This window comes from Brevibacterium atlanticum (genome assembly GCF_011617245.1).
In the GTDB taxonomy this organism is placed as follows: domain Bacteria; phylum Actinomycetota; class Actinomycetes; order Actinomycetales; family Brevibacteriaceae; genus Brevibacterium; species Brevibacterium atlanticum.
On record NZ_CP050152.1, the window covers coordinates 1002341 to 1019032 of the forward strand.

The window sequence follows — 16692 nt, forward strand, 5'->3', positions numbered from 1 at the left end:
TGTCCTTTCATTGCATGATCTGGTGACCGTTCGGCGCGGCTCAGGATAGGACTGTCGCGCTCTCACGGAATGTTTTTGGGAAAGGGGTACTCAGACCCCTTCGGGTACCTTGCGCTCGTCTGATCTGCTGAGCTGTTCCCGGAGACGGAAATGCTGGAGCTTGCCGCTGGGATTCTTCGGAAGCTCATCGACGAAGTGGATCTCTCGCGGGTACTTGTACGGCGCGATCTGAGCTTTGACGAAATCCTGAATCTCCTTGACCTTCTCCGGCCCGGACTCTGTGCCCGCCCGAAGCACGATGAACGCAGTGACCAGCGATCCTCGATCCTCGTCGGGCTTCGCGACGACAGCGCTCTCAAGGACCTCGTGATGCTCATTGATCGCCGTCTCCACCTCTGGAGCTCCGATGTTGTAGCCGGACGAAACGATCATGTTGTCGCTGCGCGCCTGGTAGACGAAATAGCCGTCCCCATCGCGATAGAAGGTGTCGCCGGTGACGTTCCACCCATTGACGACGTACTTCGTCTGCCGTGGGTCATCGAGATATCGGCAGCCAAGGGGGCCGCGCACGGCGAGACGACCAGGCTCGTTGTCGCCGAGCTCGTTCCCGTCGGCGTCGAGGATGACCGCGCGAAATCCCGGAACCGGTTTGCCGACCGCGCCCGGCTTGATGTCATCGCCGGCAGCCGAGATGAAGACATGGAGCATCTCCGTCCCGCCGATTCCGTCGATGAGAGCGAGGCCGGTTGCTCGGAGAACTGCCTCTCTGGTCTGCACCGGCAGATGCTCGCCGGCGGAGATCGCCTTTCGAAGACCGCTGAGCAGGTCACCGCGTCCCTCTTTGATGATCACCCGATAGGCCGTCGGCGCCGTGTAGAGGATCGTCACCCCGGCATCGGCCGCATAGTTTGCAAGATCGAGCGGTGCGGCCTTCTCGACCATGAGTGACGCGGCCCCGAAATAGAGAGGGAAGACGACGAGAGCGCCGAGCCCGAAGGTGAATGCCAGCGGTGCCGAACACGCACAGATGTCATCGGGTTCAACGCCGACAATGTGTCGTCCGAAGGTGTCGGCATTGATGAGGATGTCGCGATGGAAATGCATTGTCACCTTGGGCACACCCGTGGTCCCTGACGTGGGGCAGAGGAGGGCGACGTCGTCTGCCGCCGTTTCGACGTTGTCGAACGTCGTCTCCTTCGTTGCCGAAGTGATGGTGAGATCCTCGAGGGAATCTCCACCGCACGCGATGAGGTCGACCCCATGATCCGCCGCAGGTGCGGTGATGTCTTTGAGGAAGCGGTGGTCGGTGATGGCGACCGTAGGCTGAGTCAAAGTGATGAGCTTATCGACCTCGGACTCCCGCAGGAGAGGCATTGTGGTCACGACGACGCCTCCGGCTTTGAGGGTTCCCAACCATGCTGCGACGAGCCAGGGATTGTTCGGTGCACGGAGCAGCACCCTGTTGCCTGGGACCACACCATGATCGTCGACAAGGACTCGAGCAATCTGATTTGACCGCGCGAGCAGCTGACCATAGGACCAGGTCTCACCTTCTGGTGTCGTCAGCGCCATTCGATCGGGGCCAAAGCGCTGCGTCGGAGTGTCGATGAGTGCAGTGGCTGCGTTGAGGCGATCCGGGTAGTGGACGTCGTCGATGGTGAATTCGAGAATGGGCCACTGGTCGTCCGGGGGCAGATGATCGCGCGCGAATGTATCGAGATGGCCTGTACGGGAGAGTTCCATGAGTCTGTGTCCTCGTGTTCGGAATGTCAGTGGGCGATCATGCCCTCTTGGGCTACGGTGGCGAGCAGCCGACCGCTGCGATCGAAGAATCGGCCTAGTGCGAGTCCGCGGGAAGACTGCAGAGACTCTGCCTCTTGGGCATAGAGGATCCAGTCGTCGACGTTGGCAGTGCGGTGGAACCACATCGCATGGTCGAGGCTGGCGGTGACGAGTCCGTCCGATGACCAGCTGAGGCCCTGCGTGCGCAGCAACGGCTCGAGAATGGTGTAGTCGCATACATAGCTGAGCGCGATGCGGTGCAGATTCGCGGTTTCGGAATCTGTCGACTGCACGGCAAGCGGAGTAAAGGATTTCAGCCAGATCGCTTGAGTGACGGTCAGCGTCTCTGCGCCGGCGGAGCCGTGTCCAGCGTTGTCACCACTGAGGTAGACCGGACCGGGAATGTGCCGCATGTCGAAGCTGCGGCCGGTGGCCCAATACTCGGCTGCCGGGGTCGAGACTCCGGACAGGGCTGTTTCAGCGGAGGCCAGTGACTCCGGGTCGACGCGGAGTTCTTCCGTGCCGCCCCTCTGATAATCAGGGCCCTTCTGCGGCACCTGGAATGACCCGGTTGAGAGGAAGACGGTCTTTCCGCCCTGCACCCCGCGGACGTGACGAGTCGAATAGTTGCGTCCGTCACGGATTCGTTCGACGTCGTATCGGACGGGCTCGAACATCGTCACCGGTCGCATGAAGGTCGAATGCGTCGAATGGAGCACTCTGTCCTGACCTGCGGTGGCGATCATCGCAGCTGTGGCTTGGGCGACCATATCTCCGCCATAGGCTTTGGGCCACGGCGCGTACTGCGGTACGGCAGTGAAGGAGTCGACGTCGGATCCGCTTTCGACCGGGGTCAGTGAGATCGCTTCGACGAAAGTCGAGGACGTTCTCGGGGAGGTGATGTCAGTGCTCATGGGGCCTCTCTCAGTCGTCGTGATATCGATGGAGCTCATGCGCGGCGATAGCCTTCGAGCTGCTCATCGGGAACGTCTTTGAGATTGACGACGATGTTCTCCGGAGTTCTGGTCGTGATCCAGATGAGCTGCTCGGTCGTCGACATGTTCGCTTCGACGTGCGGCATATAGGGCGGAACGAAGACCCAGTCGCCCTCGACCATGTCGAGGTATTCCTTATAGTCCTCGCCGAAGTAGATTCGGCCCTTTCCCTTGAGCACTCGACCGCCGGTCTCCGCCTCGCCGTGGTGATGCGGAAGCGAACGATAGCCGGGCTCGTTGGAGACCTCTCCGTACCAGATCTTCGTCGCCGGAGTGTGCTGAATCGAGACACCTGAGACGCGCACACAGTCGCCGGACTGAGTGGTATTGCGATCTTCCTCGCCCTTGCGGGTGACGACGGGAACGACCTGCCCGCGTTCGTTGGCATAGATCGAATTGTCGATGGTGTTGTGTTCGGACATTGTGAGAACCTCTTTCTTCTGCGTTGGGAGGGTGTTCAGACGGTGATCGGGTTGAGCAGCTCGCCCAGCCCCGAGGCGGCGGTGCGAATGACGTCTCCCGGATTGGCGTAGCGCGGAGGCTGCATTCCCTGGCCGACGCCACCGGGGGTTCCGGTGAGGATGACGTCTCCCGGGGCGAGTGTGGTGAAGCCGCTGATGTACGAGAGCAGCTGTGCCGGCGGAAACACCAGCGATGAGGTGTCTCCGCACTGAACTCGTTCGTCGTTGATCCACCCTTCGACAGTGAAATGGGGGTCGGAATCGAATTCGTCGGCAGTGGTCAACCACGGCCCCAGTGGGGTGCTGGCTGTGAAGTTCTTGCCTTGGAACCATTGGAGAGTGCGCTTCTGCCAGTCACGCATGGACACGTCGTTGGCGACGCAGTACCCCGCTATCGCCGAGGAGGCTTCATCCTCTGACGCGTGTGTGAGCTGAGCGCCGACGATGACGGCGAGTTCGGCTTCCCAATCGACTGAGTTGCTGCCTCCGGTAGCGATCGCGTCATGTGCTCCGGTGAGGGTGTCCGTGTATTTGGCGAACAGGGTGGGGTGACGGGGCAGCGCGCGACCCATCTCGCGGATGTGATCGGAGTAGTTGAGACCGCAGCAGATGATCTTGCGCGGAGAGGTTAAGACGGACGCGAACTCGGCCTGCGAACTGGCGACGAAGTCACCTGACGGCGCGCTGACTGCGGCGATGGCCTTCGAGCGCCAGTCGCCCGCGGTGAGCAGTTCAGCGATGTCTGAGTAGGGGAGCAGCGCCCAGCCGCTGTTCGTCTCTGCTGCTGCGGCAGTGCCGGACTGTGTGCGAAGGGTGGCCAGCTTCATCACTTCACCTCTTTCTCTAACATGTTGCTTATTTGTGACGAGCGTCATTGAAGTGAAACTTAGCATGAAGATCGAGTATGCAACAGAGGTTCAGGAAAATTTTTATATAGACAATCTGACGGGCGTCACATAGTGTGAATTTTGCAAGCAATGCCCACGGTCTTCGGAGGACACCACGAGTGACGCACAGAAATTCGCAACCGACCACACGATCGTCAACCCTGATTCGTTGGCGAAACCGTCGGGCTATGCCCATGGCGTACGGGCAGGCAGAAGGGTCTACCTCGGAGGTCAGACCGCCTTGGACAAAGACATGAATATCGTGCCCGGGGGCATCGTCGCGCAGTTCGAGCAGGCATTCTCGAATGTGCTGACAACGTTGCGTGAGGCGGGGGGAGAGCCACGCGATCTCGTCAGTGTGACGATCTATCTCACCGATGTTGACGACTACTTGGCCAACGGGCGCGAAATCGGTCGTCGATGGAGGGCGATGGCAGGAACCGACTACCCGGCCATGGCGGGAATCGGAGTCTCGAGGCTGTGGCAGGCTGATGCGCTCATCGAGATCCAGGGAACCGCAGAAATCCCAGCGTATCGAGCGTGAGGCCCAGACCCTATGGGCCCTATTCGGAGAGCACCTGTTCGACGTAGCGTTCTGCGCTGGCGGAGAGCCGGCGATGTGCTGTGTAGAACAGAGTGCGAACCCGAGGCCCGTTCCATCCGGAGGGGACGAACTCAGGTGGGAGCGGAGGAATCGAGTATGGCAACTCGCGCCACATCGTGAGCATGGGCACGTACATCCGGAACGCGTCCCGTTCGGTGGCTGCGGCTTCGTCGAGCCACTTGTCCCAGGTCTTCTCGTCGGGCACGTAGGCGGCGAGGAACGGGTCGAACCGTGAGTTGAGTTCTTCGAGGTCCCACCACTGTCCGATTCTCGTCGCCAGCTGCTCTTCGTCGGAGTACGCGCCGACGAAGAAGTCGACATAGTCGTCGAGGCCTCGGCGGCGAAGCACGACTTCCGCCTCGTGGAGGTTCGCCGCCGGGGCAATCCAGACTCCTTGCCCTGCGATGCCGAAGCCCAGCCGGGACAGAGAAGAGCGGATCTGGTGGCGCAGGGATCGTTGGGATTCCGGCACGGTGAATGTGGCGAGTGCCCATTGCCCGCTGCTGTCGGGGCGGGTGTCGGCGAAAATGCGCACGTCGCCTTCGTCGATCGTTTCTGCCATCGATGGATCGATGCTGTACACCGCTTGGCGGTCGAACTTCTCTGCGACGAGGATGCCCTTGCTCTTGAGGCGGGAGACAGCGGATCGCACGCCCGGTGCGTCATAGCCGAGATCCCCCATCATCTGCACGAGCTTCGCGATTCTGATGCGATCTCTGGGTGGCCTGGCATACAGGCCGAAGAGCGTGATGATGAGGTCTTGGTGGCGCAGCGCCGGCTGAGGCAGGGGCATTCTTCGTCGTCTTCCGGTCTGGGGTCGTCACCCGACAGTATGCCACTGGAGCCGCCTCCGCTATCGCGACGTGAATCGGGAACGCATCCGGGCCAGACGTCCGGGCGAAAGGATCTGCTGGGCAGCGAGGAACCCAGACCCTCCTCCGAGTCCCGGTCCCGGATGGGTCGCCGCACCGATGTGCCAGACTCCCCGCACTGCCGTTGCATGGGCTGCGCCGGACAGAAAGGGCCGGAACATGAGATTCTGATCGAGTTCCGCCGAACCACCGTAAGGATCGCCGTTGACCGCATTGGGATTGTGCGCTTCCAAGTCAGTCGGGCTGATCAGATCGTCAGCGAGAATCGTCTGTCGGAACCCGGGCGCATATTCTTCGATCCGGTCGATGATGCGATCGACGAATGCCCGGCGAAATGACGATTCTGACCATTCGAGTGGCCCCTCGATCTCGCCCGCGGCGTCTCCTTCCGGTCGATACGGGACCTCCTGCAGCTGTACCCACAACGTGGCATGCCCAGAGGGTGCGCGGCTGGGATCGAGGACGCACTGCTGGCCGACGACCACAGTGGGTCTGCGCGGGACCAAGCCCGCTGCCGCCTCGGCGATGGAGATGGCGGTACCCGACGATCCTTCGCTGAGATGCACCAGTGGGATGTCGGCAAGAGACGAATCGCTCCATGGGACTGGGCTCGACAACGCGAAATGAATCTGTGCGGCCCCTTTCCCGCTGCGGAATCTTCGTGAATCAGTTGTCTGTTGGGAGACCCCGTCGGCATCAGCGAGAAGGTTCTGATAGAGAGCTTGCGGAGATGTGCTTGCGATGACTATTCCTGTGGTGATGCGGCCGCCGTCCGTACGGACCGCACGGACGGAGCCGTGCGACGTTTCAATGCCTGTAGCAGTCGTGTCGGTGAGAATCTCGACATCACGGCCGCGAAGGAGCGAGGTGAATGCGGCGATGAAGTTCGCTGCGCCCCCGCGGACTACCGGCATGCCGAATCCGTGCAGAGATGCAGCGAATACCGGCACCATGATCCCGCCTGTCGCACTGTCGGGGCCGAGACCGGAGTGCAGCAGCCATGGTGTCCACAGCGCATCGACGTCGGTGCCGACGAAAGTCGATTCGAAGAGCGCACGTGCACTCGATGCACCGGAACGGACCAAGCCGAGGCTTCCCTTCGGCCCGAGAGTGCGCAGAGCCGTGAAGCCCGTTCGGGCTAAGGCCGACCACTGCGATACTTCAGTTCCCAGCATTCCGAAGACAGTTGGGCTCTGTCGATCGAATTCGTCGAGCATGTCGAGGTAGGCACGTCCGTCCTCGCTATTGGTCAGACTCTCCGCTGTCTCTGCACGCGATCTGTGGGCGATGACGCAGCGCTGTTCGCCTCGGACGGTACCGACAGTGGCGGCCATGGCCCTGTCTGTGTTCGCATATTCAAGGCCGTGTTCATGCAGATCATCGCCGAATTCGGCATAACCGGGTCCCGACACGAACAACGGGTGCCATGAGCTGAATGTGTCGTGCACGAATCCAGGCAGAGTTCGCTCGCCCGAGGCGATGAAACCGCCGATCGTCGAACGGCTTTCGAGCAGTACGACCTTTCGCCCCGCGCCCGAGAGCTTGGCAGCGGCGACGAGCGAATTGATCCCGCTGCCGATGATGACGACATCGGCGTCAGAATTCCGGGACGAAAGAGGGGTGCTCATCACGACACCGCCGGATGATCGGCAGTCTCTCGGTACGCTCCGGAGTGGAAGACGAGCGGTTCTGCGCGGTCATGCGCGTACTGCTCTACCTCACCGATGTAGATGACGTGGTCGCCGGCATCATGGCGAGCAACGGTCCGGCATTGGAAGGACGCCACGGTTCCCGCGAGCACCGGCAGTCCTGCCGCACCCTCGATGATCTCCACACCGGCGAACTTGTCAGGAGCCGGGGTGGCGAACTGCCTGGAAAGAGCGTGCTGGTCACTGGCCAGGACGTTGATCGCGAAATGGGTACTCGACTCGAAATCCGCCAAGCTGGGCACGTGTTTGCCAGGGCACCAGAGGACGAGCGGAGGATCCATCGAGACCGACGTGAAAGAGTTTGCGGTCATTCCGACCTTCCGGCCGTCGGCTGTGCGGGTCGTGATCACTGTGACGCCGGTAGCGAACTGTCCGAGCGCTGTGCGGAAGTCGCGCAGATCGAATTCGGCGGATTCGGCGCGAGCGCTCGCTTCGATGAAAGCGTGTGCCTCAGACACGTCGGACCACCAGGGGAATAGTGTTCTCGGATCGTCGAAGCCTGCGACGAGCGACGCGGCCAGCGACGGATGCGTCGCGGCGGCCGAGAACAGTTCGAGCTGGTGATTCCGCAATCCGCCGAGCAGAGAGTTCGTCCACGTGGTCGACCACTTGCCCCAACTTCTCCAATAGCCTTCGAACGTCTGCTGCTTCCACTCGTCATCGAACATTGCGCCGGACCGGATTCGTCTGATGATGGCGTCCGTGCAGTGCGCTGCAGCGAGCGCTGCATTGTTCGAGCCCTGGCCGGTGATCGGGTCGTTGAGGATCACCGCATCGCCGATGCCCATGACGGTGGCACCGCTGGGAAGAGTTCCGACAGGATGCTTGACCGTTGGGGTGATCCGTCCGCGCAGCGTGGCCCCGCGATCGCTGAGCTCGCATTCCCCAAGACGAGCGAACTCGTCGGGGAAGTGCTGTCTGAGCACATCGCGCGTCCGCTGCAGATGTTCGTCGGGGTCGGACACGTCATCCCAGACGTCCAACTCCGAACCGGGGACTGCTTCGAAAACGAGCATCTGACATTCCTTGCCGTGCGTCAGTCCCGGGAAAGTGAAGAATTCACCGGACTCTGGCTTGTGGTGGAAGCGAATGTGGTTGGCTTCGTCATCCGCCGGCAAGGGCCGGTCCAGATAGGTCGCTGCGACGACCCTCTGTGGGCGGTCGTAGGGAGATCTCGCCCTGTCGACGGGGAAGATCTGTGAGAGCTCGGCTTTGCCGGTGGCGACGATGACGAGATCGTAGCGGCTGGTGATCTGTTCGAGAAGCCTCACACCCACCTTCTCGATACGGAAGTCGCCACCGCGCTGAGTGAATTGCGTGATCCAATCGGAGACCTTGAGCCGCTGGTCGATCGACTGCGCAGGATGGTCGAATTCAGCAGCGAACCCGGTCCCAGCCCCGGTTTGCTCGAAGCTCATCCCCGTGATCTTCACTCCGGAGAGCTGCTGACAATCGAGGCTGAGGTCCTTCTGCGCGGTCAACGCCGAAGCGAACATGCACTGCGTCGAAGTGATCTCCCCTTCGGCGACCTCTGCTGCGGATTGGTCAGAGTAGAGGGTGACTTTGATATCGGAGTTCTGCAGACCGAGCGCAAGCTGTGCCCCGGCTTCTCCGGCTCCGATGATGGCAATGTGCGGGCTGTTCATGCGCGTGCTCCCATCGTCGATGCGGAATTGATGGGGGCTTCGGGTATCGCCGCGTCGAAAGCCGCGAGGTAGTCGAGTCCTTGTTCGGGGTCGAGGAACCACGAGCCGAAGTCGGCCGGATCGTCGAAGCCGTTGGCAAATCGATGAGCGATCTGCGGATGATCGGCTGCTCCGCGAAGCAAGGCGAAAGCGTGATCAGCGGGCGGAAGGAGGAGTGCGTTCGTCCAGTCGACTACAGGCTTTGCAACCGACCAGTAGCGTTCGAAGGTCGAGTGCATGAACTGCTCATCGAATGCGGCGTCACCGTGGGCGATGATGGATTGCAGATAGGACTGTGCGCAACGAGAAGCGTTGTTCGATCCTTGTCCGGTGATGGGGTCGTTGAGGACCACGACATCAGCGGCGCCGAGGATCTTCGCTCCGCTGGGCAGGGTCGCGACCGGTCGGCGAATTGTGGGAGGGAAGCGGCCCTGTAGGGTGCCGAGCGAGTCGGTCAGCTCGACCCGGCCCGCCCGCTCCGCTTCCCATGGCAAGAAGGTTCGCAGAACAGCCAGGGAGGCATCGAGGTGTTCCTCGGGCGTCAGGCCCTTGAACCGGTCCATCGGGCCTCCGGGGGTCCCTTCGAAGACCATAATGTGGCAGTCCCCTGACAGGGTCGTGGCTGGGAAGACGAAGTATTCGCCGACTCCGGGGATGAGGTTGAAGCTCACGGCTTCGTACCCCTCTCTCGGTTCGAGTCCGTGCACGTACGTCAGAGCGAGAGCTCGTTGCGGAGCACTGAATGTGCTTCGTGAGTCGTCGCGTTCGAACAAGCCTGCAATCTCACCTTTCCCTGCGGCGACGATGACGAGGTCAGTCTCACGGGCATACGCCTCGAGTTCATCGATGCCGGCGTCGACGTATTCGATGGAGCCGTCTCGGCGAGTGAAGAGGTCCATGAGCGCGGGAAACTTCACTCGCTGGTCGACAGACTGAGCTGGAGAAGAGAGACGTGCAGTCCATGAGAACAGTTTCTCTCCTCTTCGGTCCGGGTCGGGCACGGTGAATCCGATGCCCTCGACAGGCGGGGCGTCCGGCCACAGGTCGGCTCCGACCTGTGCCTCATACGACAGCGGCGTGGCGAACATGCATTGGCTGGAAGCTACGCGGGACGAGGCGATGTCTTCGGGCGTGCGGTTGGAGACCATACGGACTTCATAGCCGGCCTGCTGAAGGCCTAGGCCCAGCTGCAAGCCGTTCTGTCCGGCTCCGACGATGGTGATGGTGCGTTGTGACATTGCGATTCCTTTGAGAAGTCAGTGGTTCTGAGCGAGTGAAGATGAGAGGAGAATCAGTCTGCGGCCAGCAGTGGGATGGTCTCCGACTTCTGTTCCGGTCCGAGAGCGGAGTATCCGCCGTCGGCTGCCCAGTCGGCTCCCGTGACGACGCTGGCGGCGTCGGATGCCAGAAAGGCCACGACCTCGCCCACCTCGTTGGGGCGCCCGACCCGACCGGTGATATGGAAGTCGGCGGCGACGCGATCAGTCTTCTCGATGTCTCCGCCGCTGAGGTTGTCCATGATCGCTGACCATGTCCATCCTGGGCTGACCGAGTTGACTCGAATGCGCTGAGGGGCGAGGTCGAGGGCCTGAGAGCGCGTGACTTGCGCGATCGCAGCCTTGCTCGCGGGGTACACCCACCGACCGGTCTGGGCCGCCCCGGCAGAGATCGAGGTGAAATTCACGACTGCGCCGACACCGTGGGCAGCAAGATGGGGGCGAGCCACCTCGACGAGGCGGATGCCGCTGACGAGGTTGACGTCGAGTCCGGACAGCCAATCCGCACGGCTCGTGGCGCTGCCATTGTCGAGATAGGTTGCAGCCAGGTTGACGATGATGTCGAGGCGACCGAAGCGTTCGACTGTCTCTTCGACCAGAGCCACGAGTGCCGCATCGTCGGTGATGTCCGTCTCGGACGTGACGATCGGTTCCGCTAGGTCTGCAAGTCCGACGGAGTCGATGTCGGCCGCGACGACCTCGGCGCCTCTGTCGCTCAGCACCTGGCATACACCGCGTCCGATCAGTGTTGCTCCGCCGGTGACGATGGCCACGCGGTCGGCAAGTGAATCATCCATGATCCTTCTTTCCTCCGAGGTTCGATTGGGTCGGTCCGAATCGGTCGATTGCCGAAACGGAGTATGATTTCCGTCACACCAGTCAACCGGTGAGCGAATGCACGGTTCTAGCCACGAGGCGCTGGGTTTATCCGATTCGCGCAGTTCTGAACAGAGGAGCGGCATATGGCCTTGAGTGCACCGGCATCTTTCCCCTTTGCGGATCAGGTCCTTCCCGGCCGCCGGGTAAAGAGCGCTCAAGAGCCCGAGGAAGCGCAGCGCATCGTCGCGGAGATGTTCTGCGGACATGACTTGGCTGTCCTCGATGCCCGACTGGGAATGCAGGTGCGTTCCTTGCAGGCGCACGATGTCGGGCTGCATCTGCTTGACTACCGCAGTCATGTGAAGATCTCTCCGCAGGGCCTCTCGGACTTCTACCTCGTGCAGATTCCGTTGCGGTCGCGTGCCTGGATGCGTGTCGGCTCCACGGAAGTAGAGTCATCGGTGACGATGGCGACGCTGCCTCCGATCGATCGGGAGTGCCAGCTCGAATGGCTGCCGGATGCCGCTCATGTCATTGTCTACGTCAAGCGTTCTCGGCTGGAACGGGCCGCGTGCTCGAACTATGGATTCGAAGATCCTTCGAAGTTGTCGCTCGGCTACGGTCTCAGGCTCGATACTGATGCGGGGCAGTCGTTCCTCCGTGCGCTGTGGGAACTCCATGATGCGCTGGTGGAGACGGCTGCAGCCCCGAGCGCCTATTCTCTCTCGTTGCTCGTCGAAATGCTCATGGTGCGCCTGCTCGATGCGGCGGATCATTCGCTGTCGCGCTCGCTCGAGCAGTGGACCAGCGGAATGCCTGAGCGCGGGCGTACGGGCGCGTCCGCGCGAGTGTATCGACGATTCATCCGCGAGCTCGAAGCAGTTGAGACGGCTGACCTCAACGTCGCCGACATCGCGTCTCGTCTCGACGTGCCGGTGCGCTCGCTGCAGGAGCATGTGCGGCGCGAATCGGGTTCGACTCCATCAGCGCTGCTGAGAGACGCGAGGCTGCTGAGGGCGCGGGCTGCGCTCGAGAGTGCTGATCCAAGCCGTTCGACCGTCGGTTCGGTCGCTGCTGCGGCGGGTTTTTATCATCAGGGTCGGTTTTCGGCTGAATACACTAGACGCTTCGGTGAGAGTCCTACCGCCGCGCTTCAGAGATGAGGAACGGAGACAGAGCGGATATCCACTCTGCGGGCCAAGGGGACGATGCAGTTTCACCCTTCGCGACATGCGCAGTGACGAGTTCTCCACTGGCCGCTGTCAGCCAGTCGCTGTGTCGTGGATCCGGCGAGTCCGAGAGCCGGCCGCAAACCTCGAATGCGAAGGTCATCGATGTCGTTCCGATGCGATCGATCCACAGCCGCGTTCGTACGAGCTGGCCGAAAACCAGCTTCGCTGAGAAGTTGATGCTCTGGTGAACGCGCGGTGCCTCGGGGAAGTACTCCGGGAGGCGCGCTCGCCGCATCATCTCCGCTTCTGCCGCTTCGACCCACCGCATGATGGACGAATTGTGATGGTGCCCGGCTGCATCGGTGTCGATCCACTGCACGCGAGAGTCCAATGCGACGCCTTCGATCGGGGTAGTGGTGGGTTCTGCCTTCGACATGAGCGGTCCTCTGTGTCTGATCGGATATTTCGTGGTCGCACTCTGGTCGACCGGGCCGTGTCCTGCTATATTCAATCTACCCGAATTGTTACGAGCGTCACAGACTGTCAATAATATGCTGATGGAAGGCCAATCCGCTTGCGGATGAGCCTACGACATGGCAGTCGGTCAGTGACGCGGGCCAGACGCTGCTGCGCACTAAGTGAGGAATTCTCCGATGTCCCAATCCAATGAAATCGCCAGCCCTGCCTCGACTATGGCTCACGCTCTGACGAGCGGGAGAATGAATGTCGTCGATCTGACGACGCCGTTGTCGGCAGCAACGCCGACGCTCGAGTTGCCGGACCCTTTCGTCAATCTCATCGACTTCTCGATCGACTACCAGTCTGAATACGATGACAGGGGACCATTCTGGAAGCACGCCAATATCCATACAGGTGAACACATCGGCACCCATATCGATGCCCCGGTTCACTGGATTTCGGGCCGCGGTGGCAAGGATGTCTCCGAAATCGAGCCAACGCGTCTGGTCGGACCTGCCGTCGTCATCGACTTCTCTGAACGGGCGGCCGACGATCCTGATCTGCTCATCGACGTCTCTGACATTGCTTCTTGGGAATCGGCCAACGGCGCATTCCCTGACAACTGCTGGCTGTTGGTACGGACGGGTTGGGACTCCCGCGGGCATGATCGCAACGAGTTCCTCAACAAGTACGACGGCGGCTCACACACCCCAGGCTTCACTGCGGAGTGCGCACAGTGGTTGGCTGAGCGGGACGAGATCTCGGGGGTAGGAGTGGAGACGGTCGGTATCGATGCCGGTGGAGCAGCCTCTCTCGAGCCGGCATTCCCGATGCACTATCACCTGCTCGGGCATGACAAATATGGGTTGACCTCGCTGAAGAATCTGCAGCGGCTGCCCTCTCAGGGGGCCGTGATCGTCGTGGCGCCTCTGCCGATCGAGGGCGGGACAGGCTCTCCCGCTCGGGTCTTCGCTTTCGTTGACAGTACCGGCGGCGGTGCTCGATGACGGCAGAAGGAATGCAGAGCGATGAGATTCTCAACGGTGCGGAAGTGGTGGCGAGGGCTGTGTCGCGGCTCGGAGCCTCACACTGCTTCGGAGTTGTGGGATCGGGAAACTTTGCTGTGACCAATGCACTCATCGCCGACGGGGTCCGCTTCGTCGCTGCCCGTCACGAAGGCGGAGCGGTGACTATGGCCGACGGATGTGCTCGCATGAGTGGAATTCCCACTCTGGTCAGCGTCCATCAAGGCTGTGGTCTGACGAACACAGCGACCGGTCTGGGTGAAGCTGCGAAGTCGAGGACTCCGATCATCGTCCTCACCGCAGAATCCGCGCGCGGCGACGTGAACTCGAACTTCACGATCGATCAGGACGCATTTGCGGAATCTGTCGGTGCGACGGCTCGGCGGCTGCATCGGCCGGAGACTGTGCTCGACGACGTGCTCGACGCCTGGCGCACAGCGGTTGTCGAACGACGAACCGTCGTGCTCAGTATGCCCTTGGACGTGCAATCCGCCTCGGTGCTGAATTGCGCAGATGTCGATGAAGCTGTCGATCGTCTGCGTGAGCAGCTGGATGGGGCGGCAACTGTTGTCCCCGCTGATGTCGAGGCTCTGTTCGATGAACTCGATCGGTCGGAGCGCCCGGTGTTCATCGCCGGTCGCGGAGCTCGCCGGGCAGCGGGGGCCATCGCAGAATTCGCCGAAGCCACAGGAGCGCTTGTGGCGACCTCAGCGGTGGCGAAGGGACTATTCAATACCGCAGGCCACCAAGCTCCGGACTTCAACCTGGGAATATCGGGTGGGTTCTCCTCGCCGGCAACTGCCGACCTGATCATGAATGCGGATCTCATCGTCAGTTTCGGATGTGCCCTCAATGATTGGACTACCCGGCACGGGAGACTGCTTGCAGATGGGGCTCGTCTCGTCCAGATCGACGTCGACGCGGCGGCGCCGGGACGCTTTCGGGACATTGATCTTGCTCTCGTCGGCGATGCGGCCGCCACCGCTCGGGTGGCTGTCCAGTCTTGGAGAAGCTCTCGCAACGGATCCTCTCGAATCGGCTATCGCACCGTGGAGGTGAAGAGAGCGATCGCCGAGGGAGACTGGAGGAGTCAGCCGATCGATCCGGATCTCGTCAGCGGACCGGGCGTTGACCCCCGTGCGATCACGCTGCGACTCGACGAAATCCTGCCGGATGAGCGGATAGTCTCGGTCGATTCGGGGAACTTTATGGGCTACCCGTCTCAATTCCTCGGAGTCCCCGACGAGAATGGGTTCTGTTTCACCCAGGCGTTCCAATCCATCGGATTGGGGCTGGCAACGGCGATCGGTGCTGCGTTGGCGCAGCCGGGCAGGCTTCCGGTGCTCGGCACCGGTGATGGTGGATTCCACATGGCCATTGCCGAGCTCGAAACGGCTGTGCGCCTGAGTCTGCCGCTCGTGTGCATCGTCTACAACGACGCAGCCTACGGTGCCGAGGTTCACCATTTCGGTACGCGCGGTGCGCAGGTGTCTCTCGAAACGGTGAGGTTTCCGCAGACCGATGTGGCGGAGATCGCTCGGGGATTCGGTGCCGACGCGATTACGGTCGAGGCGCTGTCCGACCTCGATGCTGTCACGGAATGGATCGCGGGCAGTCCGACGAAACCTCTTATCATCGATGCCCATATCTCCTCCGACGGAGGAGCCTGGTGGTTGCAGGAGGCGTTCAGCCACCACTGACCGTCACTTCGGCTAACCTGGCCCCATGACGCGATGGATCGAGGCCGCGTTCGTGCGCGGCGGCACGAGCAAGGGCCTGTTCTTCCGGGAGGATGCGCTGCCCGCGCTGGGAGAGGACGGCGACACCTCCGCGTGGGACGCCATATTCACCTCGGCCCTGGGGTCCCCGGATTCCTTCGGTCGGCAGCTCGACGGGATGGGCGGCGGCATCTCCTCCCTGTCGAAGGTGATGGTCGTGTCCGCCTCGACGCGGGAAGGCGTCGACCTCGACTACACATTCGGTCAGGTCGCCATCGCCGAGGCGGCCGTCGACTACTCCGGCAATTGCGGAAATCTGTCGTCCGGTGTCGTGCCCTTCGCCCTGTCGGCCGGGTTGGTCACGGCCTCCGACGGTTGGCACGTGTTCCGCCTGTTCAATACGAACACGTCGAAGTTCGTCGACGTCGGGCTCAACGTCGTCGACGGACAGGCCGCTGTCGACGGCGAGCTGGTGCTGCCGGGAGTCAGCGGCACGGGTGCCTCGATCGAACTCATCTACCCCGACCCTGCGGGCAGTCGGACCGGTTCACTGCTGCCGACTGGAGTCGCACGCGAGAAGTTTGACGTGGACGGGTGCCGGTTCGAGGCGACGCTTGTCGACGCCACTCTGCCGCTCGTCGTGGTGCCGTCCTCACTGGTGATGCTGCGCGGTACGGAAGCACCGGGTGCCATCGACGTCAGCGCGCCGACGATGCGGCTCATCGACGAGCTGCGACGCAAAGCGGCCGTGCGCATGGGACTGTGCTCGACGCCGGAGACGGCGCCCGAGGTTGTGCCGAAGGTGGCGATCGTGAGCAATCCACAGTCGACCACCCTGCTCGACGGCACGGAGCTTCCCGCCGTTGATGTCGACATCCTCGTCCGCGTCATCTCGATGGGACAGGCGCACAAGGCCGTCCCGGGAACTGCGGCGATGTGCCTGGCTGCGGCCGCGCTGCTGCCCGGCGATGATTCGTATGTGCGGTCGATCATCGAACGCAACAGCCCCGACTGGATCGGCCCCGAGGTGCGACTGGGCACACCATCGGGCGTGGTGACCGCCTCGGCGGTGTGGGACGACGATGGACAGACGGTGACGGCGACCTCCCTGTTCCGCACCGCACGGGTGCTCATGGTCGGGAAGGTCGCCGTCAGCGACTGAGCGCTGGCTTGGGTGGTCATTCTGGTCGGCTCAGGTCGAGAATGATCCGACCATTCTTCCCACCT

15 protein-coding genes are annotated in these 16692 nt (G+C 62.0%); 5 read left to right on the forward strand and 10 right to left on the reverse strand.

Translation table 11 applies throughout. The features are described 5' to 3' along the window. Positions 1–90 precede the first annotated feature (90 nt). The 4 genes from GUY23_RS04275 to GUY23_RS04290 are packed head-to-tail and all read right to left on the reverse strand — an operon-like array spanning position 91 to position 4065. Positions 91–1743 (reverse strand): AMP-binding protein, encoded by a 1653-nt coding sequence (locus GUY23_RS04275; protein WP_166970033.1) that lies wholly within the window; start codon positions 1741–1743, stop codon positions 91–93. 26 nt (positions 1744–1769) lie between these two features. Continuing rightward, on the reverse strand, positions 1770–2696 hold the full coding sequence (locus GUY23_RS04280) for an acyl-CoA thioesterase (RefSeq protein WP_166970035.1): 927 nt from the start codon (positions 2694–2696) through the stop codon (positions 1770–1772). Positions 2697–2731: 35 nt separating this feature from the next. Continuing rightward, entirely contained in the window at positions 2732–3199 is a 468-nt protein-coding gene (locus GUY23_RS04285) for a cupin domain-containing protein (RefSeq protein ID WP_166970037.1), read from the reverse strand. 35 nt (positions 3200–3234) lie between these two features. Beyond that, complete coding sequence (locus GUY23_RS04290) at positions 3235–4065, reverse strand: fumarylacetoacetate hydrolase family protein (RefSeq protein WP_166970039.1); 831 nt, start codon at positions 4063–4065, stop codon at positions 3235–3237. A gap of 211 nt (positions 4066–4276) precedes the next feature. Here GUY23_RS04290 and GUY23_RS04295 point away from each other — a divergent pair, with 211 nt between their 5' ends. Continuing rightward, the gene (locus GUY23_RS04295; protein WP_166975600.1) at positions 4277–4669 is read left to right on the forward strand and encodes a RidA family protein; all 393 of its coding nucleotides are present in this window, start codon (positions 4277–4279) and stop codon (positions 4667–4669) included. A gap of 19 nt (positions 4670–4688) precedes the next feature. Here GUY23_RS04295 and GUY23_RS04300 read toward each other — a convergent pair whose 3' ends face one another. Genes GUY23_RS04300 through GUY23_RS04320 form a run of 5 tightly spaced genes read right to left on the reverse strand, consistent with a single transcriptional unit; the run spans position 4689 to position 11069 of the window. Next, entirely contained in the window at positions 4689–5522 is an 834-nt protein-coding gene (locus tag GUY23_RS04300) for a PaaX family transcriptional regulator (RefSeq protein WP_166970041.1), read from the reverse strand. Between the two features lie 60 nt (positions 5523–5582). Next, entirely contained in the window at positions 5583–7229 is a 1647-nt protein-coding gene (locus GUY23_RS04305) for a phytoene desaturase family protein (protein WP_166970043.1), read from the reverse strand. Beyond that, positions 7229–8956, reverse strand: a complete 1728-nt coding sequence (locus GUY23_RS04310) for a flavin reductase (protein ID WP_166970045.1) — start codon at positions 8954–8956, stop codon at positions 7229–7231. The genes GUY23_RS04305 and GUY23_RS04310 overlap by 1 nt, the downstream gene beginning before the upstream one ends. Continuing rightward, entirely contained in the window at positions 8953–10233 is a 1281-nt protein-coding gene (locus GUY23_RS04315) for a styrene monooxygenase/indole monooxygenase family protein (protein ID WP_166970047.1), read from the reverse strand. Before GUY23_RS04315 ends, GUY23_RS04310 begins: the two co-directional genes overlap by 4 nt. A gap of 53 nt (positions 10234–10286) precedes the next feature. Further along, on the reverse strand, positions 10287–11069 hold the full coding sequence (locus GUY23_RS04320; RefSeq protein WP_166970049.1) for an SDR family oxidoreductase: 783 nt from the start codon (positions 11067–11069) through the stop codon (positions 10287–10289). 165 nt (positions 11070–11234) lie between these two features. Between GUY23_RS04320 and GUY23_RS04325 the strand changes: the two genes are divergently transcribed. Next, entirely contained in the window at positions 11235–12254 is a 1020-nt protein-coding gene (locus GUY23_RS04325; RefSeq protein WP_166970051.1) for an AraC family transcriptional regulator, read from the forward strand. On the opposite strand, the gene GUY23_RS04330 is transcribed toward GUY23_RS04325, so the two are convergent. Further along, positions 12232–12699, reverse strand: coding sequence for an acyl-CoA thioesterase (locus GUY23_RS04330; RefSeq protein ID WP_166970053.1), 468 nt, complete (start codon positions 12697–12699; stop codon positions 12232–12234). The two genes, GUY23_RS04325 and GUY23_RS04330, sit on opposite strands and share 23 nt — an antisense overlap. A gap of 283 nt (positions 12700–12982) precedes the next feature. On the opposite strand from GUY23_RS04330, the gene GUY23_RS04335 reads away from it, so the two are divergent. Genes GUY23_RS04335 through GUY23_RS04345 form a run of 3 tightly spaced genes read left to right on the forward strand, consistent with a single transcriptional unit; the run spans position 12983 to position 16627 of the window. Further along, positions 12983–13729 carry a cyclase family protein gene (locus GUY23_RS04335; protein ID WP_228282732.1) on the forward strand — a complete coding sequence of 249 codons (747 nt, stop codon included), beginning with the start codon at positions 12983–12985 and terminating at the stop codon, positions 13727–13729. Between the two features lie 11 nt (positions 13730–13740). Beyond that, positions 13741–15447, forward strand: a complete 1707-nt coding sequence (locus GUY23_RS04340) for a thiamine pyrophosphate-binding protein (RefSeq protein ID WP_166975606.1) — start codon at positions 13741–13743, stop codon at positions 15445–15447. A gap of 25 nt (positions 15448–15472) precedes the next feature. Beyond that, entirely contained in the window at positions 15473–16627 is a 1155-nt protein-coding gene (locus GUY23_RS04345; protein ID WP_166970055.1) for a PrpF domain-containing protein, read from the forward strand. Positions 16628–16692: the final 65 nt, after the last annotated feature.

Bases quoted from the DNA above. Each gene is read 5' to 3' on its own strand.
- GUY23_RS04275 (WP_166970033.1), bottom strand. From the start codon at position 1,743: ATGGAACTCTCCCGTACAGGCCATCTCGATACATTCGCGCGCGATCAT.
- GUY23_RS04280 (WP_166970035.1), bottom strand. From the start codon at position 2,696: ATGAGCACTGACATCACCTCCCCGAGAACGTCCTCGACTTTCGTCGAA.
- GUY23_RS04285 (WP_166970037.1), bottom strand. From the start codon at position 3,199: ATGTCCGAACACAACACCATCGACAATTCGATCTATGCCAACGAACGC.
- GUY23_RS04290 (WP_166970039.1), bottom strand. From the start codon at position 4,065: ATGAAGCTGGCCACCCTTCGCACACAGTCCGGCACTGCCGCAGCAGCA.
- GUY23_RS04300 (WP_166970041.1), bottom strand. From the start codon at position 5,522: ATGCCCCTGCCTCAGCCGGCGCTGCGCCACCAAGACCTCATCATCACG.
- GUY23_RS04305 (WP_166970043.1), bottom strand. From the start codon at position 7,229: ATGAGCACCCCTCTTTCGTCCCGGAATTCTGACGCCGATGTCGTCATC.
- GUY23_RS04310 (WP_166970045.1), bottom strand. From the start codon at position 8,956: ATGAACAGCCCGCACATTGCCATCATCGGAGCCGGAGAAGCCGGGGCA.
- GUY23_RS04315 (WP_166970047.1), bottom strand. From the start codon at position 10,233: ATGTCACAACGCACCATCACCATCGTCGGAGCCGGACAGAACGGCTTG.
- GUY23_RS04320 (WP_166970049.1), bottom strand. From the start codon at position 11,069: ATGGATGATTCACTTGCCGACCGCGTGGCCATCGTCACCGGCGGAGCA.
- GUY23_RS04325 (WP_166970051.1), top strand. From the start codon at position 11,235: ATGGCCTTGAGTGCACCGGCATCTTTCCCCTTTGCGGATCAGGTCCTT.
- GUY23_RS04330 (WP_166970053.1), bottom strand. From the start codon at position 12,699: ATGTCGAAGGCAGAACCCACCACTACCCCGATCGAAGGCGTCGCATTG.
- GUY23_RS04335 (WP_228282732.1), top strand. From the start codon at position 12,983: ATGAATGTCGTCGATCTGACGACGCCGTTGTCGGCAGCAACGCCGACG.
- GUY23_RS04340 (WP_166975606.1), top strand. From the start codon at position 13,741: ATGCAGAGCGATGAGATTCTCAACGGTGCGGAAGTGGTGGCGAGGGCT.
- GUY23_RS04345 (WP_166970055.1), top strand. From the start codon at position 15,473: ATGACGCGATGGATCGAGGCCGCGTTCGTGCGCGGCGGCACGAGCAAG.